The organism is Acinetobacter sp. YH12052, from assembly GCF_013419835.1.
Lineage (GTDB): Bacteria > Pseudomonadota > Gammaproteobacteria > Pseudomonadales > Moraxellaceae > Acinetobacter > Acinetobacter amyesii.
In genome coordinates this window covers 54285-61443 of record NZ_VOZI01000020.1, presented here as the reverse complement: position 1 = coordinate 61443, position 7159 = coordinate 54285, and the positions used below count along the sequence as shown (strand labels likewise).

Genomic DNA, 7159 nt, shown 5'->3' with positions numbered 1-7159 from the left:
TGATGTGTGCTGAATTAGCAGGAGACTTTCACTTGGGAGATTCTAGGCAGCTAACCGATAAAAGTCTTCTGCCATTTGATTTGGTGTCTTAAAATCCAAGCCTTTTTGAATTCTTCGCTGATTATAAAATAACTCTATATATTTTGTAATATCCGCTTTGGCTTCTTCCCTTGTTTTGTAGTTGCGATGATGGACTAGTTCATTTTTGAGTATGCCCCAGAAACTCTCTATCGGTGCATTATCAAAGCAGTCGCCTTTTTTGCTCATTGAACCCTGAAAATCAAATTTCTCAAGTAAGTTTCGATATTCATTACTGCAATATTGGCTGCCTCTATCTGAATGTACAATGAGATCTTTAGCAGGTTTCTGATTGCGAATAGCCATATTCAATGCATCACAAACAAGCTTGGCTGTCATGCGCTCATTTAAGCTATAGCCAACAACCTGTTTCGTGTAAAGATCTTTGACAGCTGCCAAGTACAACCAGCCCTCAGCCGTCCAAATGTAGGTAATGTCACTCGACCACGCAAGATTAGGCTTCGTCATTGAAAACTGTTGCTTGAGTAAATTGTCATAAATAGAACGGTTGTGATCACTGTTCGTGGTTCTTTTGAAACGCTTATGGCGCTTACAATACAACTGATTTGATTTTTTTATTTGGCGCACAGCATACGTACTTATTTTGATACCTTGCGCTTGTAAATGCTTGGTTAATCGAACATAGCCATAGCTTTGTTTGGTTTCTTCATGGGCTATTTTGACCAAAATTGTCTGCTGATTTCGCTGAATTGATCTTTTACTCATGCCTCGCTTTAGCCAATCATAAAAGCGAGAAACGGATACACGAAGTAATCGAGCCATTAAAATAATCGGAAATAAGTGGCTTTGCGATTTCATATAGGCGTACCTCACTGACTTTCTTTGGCAAAGTACGCTGCTGCCTTTTTTAAAAATTCACGTTCCATTTCAGCTGTTTTGAGCTGTTGTTTAAGCTTCTTATTTTCTTCGAGTAAGGCGTTTAGATCGGGCGAATACTGTTTTGTGCCTGCTAAAGTTCCAGCCTTTGCTTTGTTATTCCAGTTCGAAAGGGTTTGCATTGAAATGCCAAGTTGTCTAGCGGATTCCGATACATTACCTTGGTTCTCTTCAATGGCTTTTATGGCTTCAGCTTTAAATTCTGCGGTGTAAGTCTTCTGTTTCTTGCTCATGGTAAACTCCTAATGAGTATGTATAGTTTACCAAGTTAAACCCTCCTGTTTTTTAAGCACACATCAATCTTTTAGTGCATCTTGCTCATGATGCAAATAAACAGTTTGTGGAGGTAAATTCTTAGACTGATGAATGACTTCAGTAGTGAGCTCATGCTTATATTTAAATTTTGGTTGCACAAAACGCTCAAACTCTTGTTCGGGTAAACCACAACTGAGTAAATTCCCGATGAGGCATTCAGAGAGCGCCGGATCTATATCTACGTTGGGAAGCTGTAACCAGTTGTAGCGAGCATGCTGAAGTAAATGCGATAAGCTATTTTTTTTAAACTTTTTCTTTATTTTTCGAAAGATATACTCAAGATAGCCCTCTACGGGAAGATGAACATGTCGAATATCTCTCAGATTAAAATGTATTAGCCACAGACGTGTGACGGGGTCTGGAATAAAATTTCTAGATTTTCGAACAGTATATTCATCAATAAAAATATCGCCATAATGATTAGAATGGGATTCTAAAAAAAGAATATTAAGGTCTTTATAATGGCGTACTTTTACTGGATTTCTGAGGTGTTCAAGCAAGGCATTAAGTTCAGCTTTTTCATTTAAGCCACCAAATAGAATGGCAGACAATATAATATTGCCCACGATTTCCTCATTTGAGAATGAGTCACAGCTTTCAGCCAATTCCCAATAATTATAAAGCTGTTGTACGAGGTCATTTATTTCATGACCATCGGCATTCCAGCTCATGGTCACGATAGGCTTATCTCTTTTAATATCTAAAACAGCATGAGGCAGCTCTAAATCCAAGCGATGCTGAGCATTTAACTCTTTGATGTAATCTTCAAAAAAATCATATGCAAACTTGATCCACTTTTTACTCGTAGAGTTTTTCTTGATGTGGCTATAAACCTCGCCGTAATCACCTAGCAAATGTGGATTCTGATCAAACTGCTGTTCTGAAAAATATTTGCGGAGTGAAGCATGAACTTCATTTTGAATTTTTTGTTCATTTAATTGTCGAGTAAGTTCTCGTTTCTTTTCGGCAAACAGTTGATCTGCTTTTTTAAGCGATGAGGACATTTAAATTCACTCCAATAATTTCAAAATATTCCTGCATTTCATTTAAATGTGTTGCGAGCGCGCGATATTGGTTCAGAGACAAACTAGAAAATGGATGTGCGGCTTCCTGTTGGAAGGCTTCATGTCCAAAAAGTGCAAGTATTAAAGGCTCGGGGATTTGTTTGTTGGTGAGAAAGGCACGTGTTGTATGGCGGTGCCAGTTGGGATGTGCTAACCCAACTTCAGGATGAAAGTCACGCACATTGGAAGGTGTAAGCGGAGTGAGTGTGCCATTTTGTAAAAGATTTAACAGAGGCTGTTCATTATTAAATATGGCATCAATTTGGGCTGAGATTTCGCGGTTAATCGCCATGTAATGTTGTTGGATATGTTCGAGGAAACGAAGATATTTCTTTAATTCACCGATGAGAAATGCACAAAGTGGAATCAAGCGTCCAAAGCCACGTCTACCACCGACCTCTTTGTCAGACAGCATAATTGTCTGTTGCTGAAAACTTATATTATTCAAAAAACCTGGAAAGTCCCGAACAGGTCGTGCAGCGGTAAACAAAAGTAGGATATGCCACATCCAAATGCTATAAGCATTAAAACTTTCTACCCAGTCGTTATCTGAAGTCGTATAAATTTTGGTGTAAAGATAGAAAAGGATGTCCTTTATGACATTTTTACTTGGTGCTTTTTGGCTACCAAAGCAGATGGACTGATCACTATAGACAATATCACCGTAGTCATTTTCAGCGAGCTGTGTACATAGTTCAGATAAAACTTTGACATAATTTTTTTGTAATTTATTTACATTGTAATGGCAGTAAGAGCTTGAAGAAGAGTGACTTGCATCTACACCAGTGATGATGTCAGCAAGTTGCCTATTGCCTGTTTTTTGCAAAATAACATGATGCAGTAATGAGCTAGTTTTTGATAAGTTCAGCTGAGGAATTTTGACTTCATCTTTTATTATTCTAATTTTTTTCTTTAGCTCATCTTCAGTGATGATTGGTTCTGCTTTGATACGATCAATAAAGTGATTTGGGATAGGGATATCTAAATGAACGGTGTTATTGATCAGTGACTCCGGATATTCAAACGTTGCATCTTCAAAAATGCTGAATTTGGTTGAGAGATAGTATTGGTCACTTTGCAATTTAATGACTTGGCGATGATTTAATCTTTTTACACGCCTTTTTTGAAAATTTAACCAGTCTTTAAAGCCAACGCCTGTGATTAAGCAAAGTAATACAACGAGCACGCTTTTATCATTATGTTTTTTATCATCATGATACAGGTATGTAATTAGGTCAGAAATAGTATAAACACTTGGGAGTAAACAACTTGCAGTGAGCAAATGATCTTGTCGTTGCATATGTTTTGGAATTAACGAAAGTGCCATACGTTGGGCATTTTTAGAATGTCTGGCAAGTGGTGTAATCTGATCTGCTTGAACAATAACAGAGGGGTCTTCTTGCTCGTCAAGGGCTTGCTCATTAGCTAAACCTCTATTACTTTTTTTAGTCTCAATGATTTCGTTAATAGTTCCATCGGTATCCCATGTACGATATTGCAGTTTACTATCTACACTTGATTTGGCAATTTTTGGACGGCTTTTTAGTACATAATTGAATGCAATACGTAATTCATCACAGAAATTTTTCTGAAAATCATTTAGTTCTTGATCTGCTTCAGGTTGAAGAGCAGACTCTACAAATTGCTCTAATGATAGAAATAAAGCAGGGAATTTAAGAGTTAAGAATGCTTGATAATCTAATGCGTGAGCATCTTTTTTTTTTGCAAAAAAAGACTTGTTTGCAACGCGGAAACGCTGAAATAAGCGCTTAATCGTATTGAGATGCTCTGTATGTTGTTTTTCAAATAAATCTGGTTTGATCTGCGGCAATGCTAATAAATATAGTGCTGCTTTAAGGACGAGCACATTCCAGGTGAGTAGTTCCGTGTGCGCATGATAAATGCTGGCAATACTGTTGATGTAATACGTGATTGGGGAATCACCAATTTTAGATTTTCTAGACGCTTGGAGAGTAGCGGGAATGCGAGGTGGTGAACTTGTAGAAATATCAGATTCAATCTCACTGAGAACAAGCCCCTTAAGATAATCTGAGCAGTCATGGTAAACCAATAGATCTGCGATAAAGTTAATATGTGCATGAAGACACAAATCCTCTGCATTAAAAAGCTTTTTTAATAAGTCTGATAATAAAATTTTGGGTTGAGGAAGGGGCTTAGTTTCACTTTCGTGCATATGAACAATTCCAAAAATCTGTTGGATTTGGTGAAAAATCATTTTGATTTAAATAATGATCGACGACTTTTGATTGCTTGCTGACTTCGTCAAGTAGATGCTGGCGACGTGCATGGATTTTTCTGTTTCTATTGTGGAGTTGTGTATGGCTAAAATTGAGTAACTTACCAAGCCCCTCAAGACTGAGCGTTTTATGTGCTTTGAATGAATGTAAGCGATTAAAGTCGAGTAAAACTTCAGTCGAAATATATCGGTTGATCGCTTGCTGAAGATGCTGCGGATTTAAATTGTGTATATCAAAAGTATTTGCTTGCAAAAAACTTAAGAATTCAAAGCTTGCATAGTGTTTGAGTTGTTGTTGTAAGTTGGCATCAGGTGGGAACGTATATACATGTAATTCCTGAGGTGAAGGCGGAAGCTTCATGTGATGCAGGTACAAATCAAAATTATCAGCGATCCAGAAATTGGATATTCCTGCTATAGACCAAACATTGAGTTTGTTTGATGCTAAACGAAAATGAGAAGTTAATCGTAGAGCTCGAAAGGCCATGTGATAGCAGTGATGAATGCCAGCAAAATCTGGATGAGTGTTTAATGCGAGTTTAGAAAGATCTCGCTTGAAGATAATTTTGGGGTTATCAAAATTAAATGAACATTCAGAAGTTACTTGTTTACGCGTTCCACGGCACATATTTAGATTATTAAAATATAACTATGATACATTTCTACTATTTAACTGTTTACTTTTCAAGTAATCTAACGGTATTTATTGTGTAAGTGTAGAAAAGTAGACACAATTTATAGTTTTGGTGTGCATAATTTAATTTGGTTCTATTTTTATTAGTAATATTTTTAAGCTATTACCGAGGTTGGGATTGATTGATTGTATGGCTGTGATTCCTGCTACAAAGTAGTAAAAGTTAGATCATAAAAATTTACCCCAACCTTGGCAAGGTCACCGAGATTTATTCCATTAAATGACCTTAATTATAAGTATATGATTTGATTACTGGTATATAGTTTTTGGTGGAGTAAAATTTTGATCAATTTAGATCATTTAATGTGGTTTTGGTCACTTCATTTTAGACATTTTAGTTTATAAAAGTCACCTATGTTTTGATGCTGATTTTCGTGAGAAATAATAACAATATATAGTTTAATATAATGATTATTAATAATTTATAAATCGACTACAACATGTAGTAGCGAAGATGCTCAAAATGCACTTACTACGTAACATCAGTTAAATAAAAGTCTCCCACAAACCCAATACGGTTCACTTGGGCCTATGCAGTCTGAAATAGGTTTATAAACTTAATCTGATCTTAAGAACTTAATCTTAGCTTTGTAGAGAAAATCTCTTGAAGGATGAAACGAGTGGATCAGCGAGTAGATGTACTAAATTTTAAAAAACTATTATATCTAATGAGCGTCTTGATCTTGATTAGCCTTGGGCTATGGTGGGGAAGTAAGCTGCTCTCGAATAAAAATATAGAGGCTAAAGTAGAGAGACAGGTTTCAGAGGCTGAGAGGAGTCCTGAAGTCTCAGAGCAACAAATCTTAATTTCTTCAAAACAAATTGAGCAAGTTGGGATCAAATTACACACATTAGGTGCTTCTTCTACTAACATACAAAAACAAATTATTTTACAAGGGCAAGTACAGTGGTCACCAGAAAGCAAAGTTGTACTGACTAGTCCTGTTTCAGGAATGGTGCAGCAAGTTTTGGTACAACCCTTGGCAGAAGTTACCCGGAATCATCATGTACTTGCTGTACATAGTCCAGATTTAATTCAGATTCAAAATGAAATATTGCAGCTTCGTGCTCAACAACAATTAGCCCAGCAAAATTTAACACGTGAACGTAGCTTATATGCTGAAGGCATTATTGCCGAGAAGCGTGTGCAAGAGGCACAGAATCAAGTACAGCGTCTTAATATTAACTTAGGTGCAAAACAGCGAATGCTGCAATTTATGGGAGGAGGGCAGGTAAATAGTCTAAATTCCATTGTCTATGTTAAAAGCCCAACAAGTGGTTATATAGAAAACTTACAGGTTTCTACAGGTCAGTATGTTGAGGCTGGTACAGTATTAGGTCAACTTGTAAACGCTGATTCACCGTTACAATTGTTATTACAAGCTAATTTAGCTGACAGTAAATATGTGCATATTGGGGATGTTGTTCAGGTTGAAGGTTGTGATATTACAGGGCATATACAAAATATCGCTCCAGCACTTGTAGGGAATACACAAACTCAAAATATCATCGTACAAATGGATACCAAACATAATTGTTTGCGGGTGCAACAATTTGTCAAAGTTCATGTTCAAAGTAAGCAGCCAACAGTAATTGCAGCATGGCCAGTACCAAGTACTGCCATAACCTCACAAGATGGTAAACACATTATTTTTGTTAAAAATCAGAAGGGGTTTGAAGCTGTAACGGTTGAAGTTCTATCAGCTGATCAGCAGCAAAGTTATATTACAGCTGAAAAATTAAAACCCAAAATGCAACTTGCTATCAGTGGTGTAGAGCGTCTCAAGGCGGTGTGGTCTGGCTTTGGTGCAGAGCAAGCACCTATTAGCACTACAGAACGTTGAGGTGAGACAT

General features: G+C 36.9%; 5 protein-coding genes. 1 reads left to right on the top strand and 4 read right to left on the bottom strand.

Translation table 11 applies throughout. From position 1 onward, the window contains the following. Positions 1-42: 42 nt before the first annotated feature. The 4 genes from FTU06_RS14180 to FTU06_RS14165 all read right to left on the bottom strand — a co-directional run bounded on the left by FTU06_RS14180 (position 43) and on the right by FTU06_RS14165 (position 4972). A protein-coding gene (locus FTU06_RS14180; RefSeq protein ID WP_119285041.1) for an IS3 family transposase occupies positions 43-1208 on the bottom strand; the annotation gives its coding sequence in 2 pieces (ribosomal slippage) (positions 43-950 and positions 950-1208; 1167 coding nt in all). A 63-nt stretch (positions 1209-1271) separates the two neighbouring features. Continuing rightward, positions 1272-2294, bottom strand: a complete 1023-nt coding sequence (locus FTU06_RS14175; RefSeq protein WP_180147246.1) for a hypothetical protein — start codon at positions 2292-2294, stop codon at positions 1272-1274. Continuing rightward, positions 2278-4548, bottom strand: coding sequence for a hypothetical protein (locus FTU06_RS14170; RefSeq protein ID WP_070153152.1), 2271 nt, complete (start codon positions 4546-4548; stop codon positions 2278-2280). The genes FTU06_RS14175 and FTU06_RS14170 overlap by 17 nt, the downstream gene beginning before the upstream one ends. Then, positions 4535-4972, bottom strand: a complete 438-nt coding sequence (locus FTU06_RS14165) for a hypothetical protein (RefSeq protein ID WP_070153154.1) — start codon at positions 4970-4972, stop codon at positions 4535-4537. Before FTU06_RS14165 ends, FTU06_RS14170 begins: the two co-directional genes overlap by 14 nt. Before the next feature lie 953 nt (positions 4973-5925). Between FTU06_RS14165 and FTU06_RS14160 the strand changes: the two genes are divergently transcribed. Then, the gene (locus tag FTU06_RS14160) at positions 5926-7149 is read left to right on the top strand and encodes an efflux RND transporter periplasmic adaptor subunit (RefSeq protein ID WP_004974297.1); all 1224 of its coding nucleotides are present in this window, start codon (positions 5926-5928) and stop codon (positions 7147-7149) included. The last annotated feature ends 10 nt before the right edge of the window (positions 7150-7159 follow it).

Bases quoted from the DNA above. Each gene is read 5' to 3' on its own strand.
- FTU06_RS14175 (WP_180147246.1), bottom strand. From the start codon at position 2,294: ATGTCCTCATCGCTTAAAAAAGCAGATCAACTGTTTGCCGAAAAGAAA.
- FTU06_RS14170 (WP_070153152.1), bottom strand. From the start codon at position 4,548: ATGCACGAAAGTGAAACTAAGCCCCTTCCTCAACCCAAAATTTTATTA.
- FTU06_RS14165 (WP_070153154.1), bottom strand. From the start codon at position 4,972: ATGAAGCTTCCGCCTTCACCTCAGGAATTACATGTATATACGTTCCCA.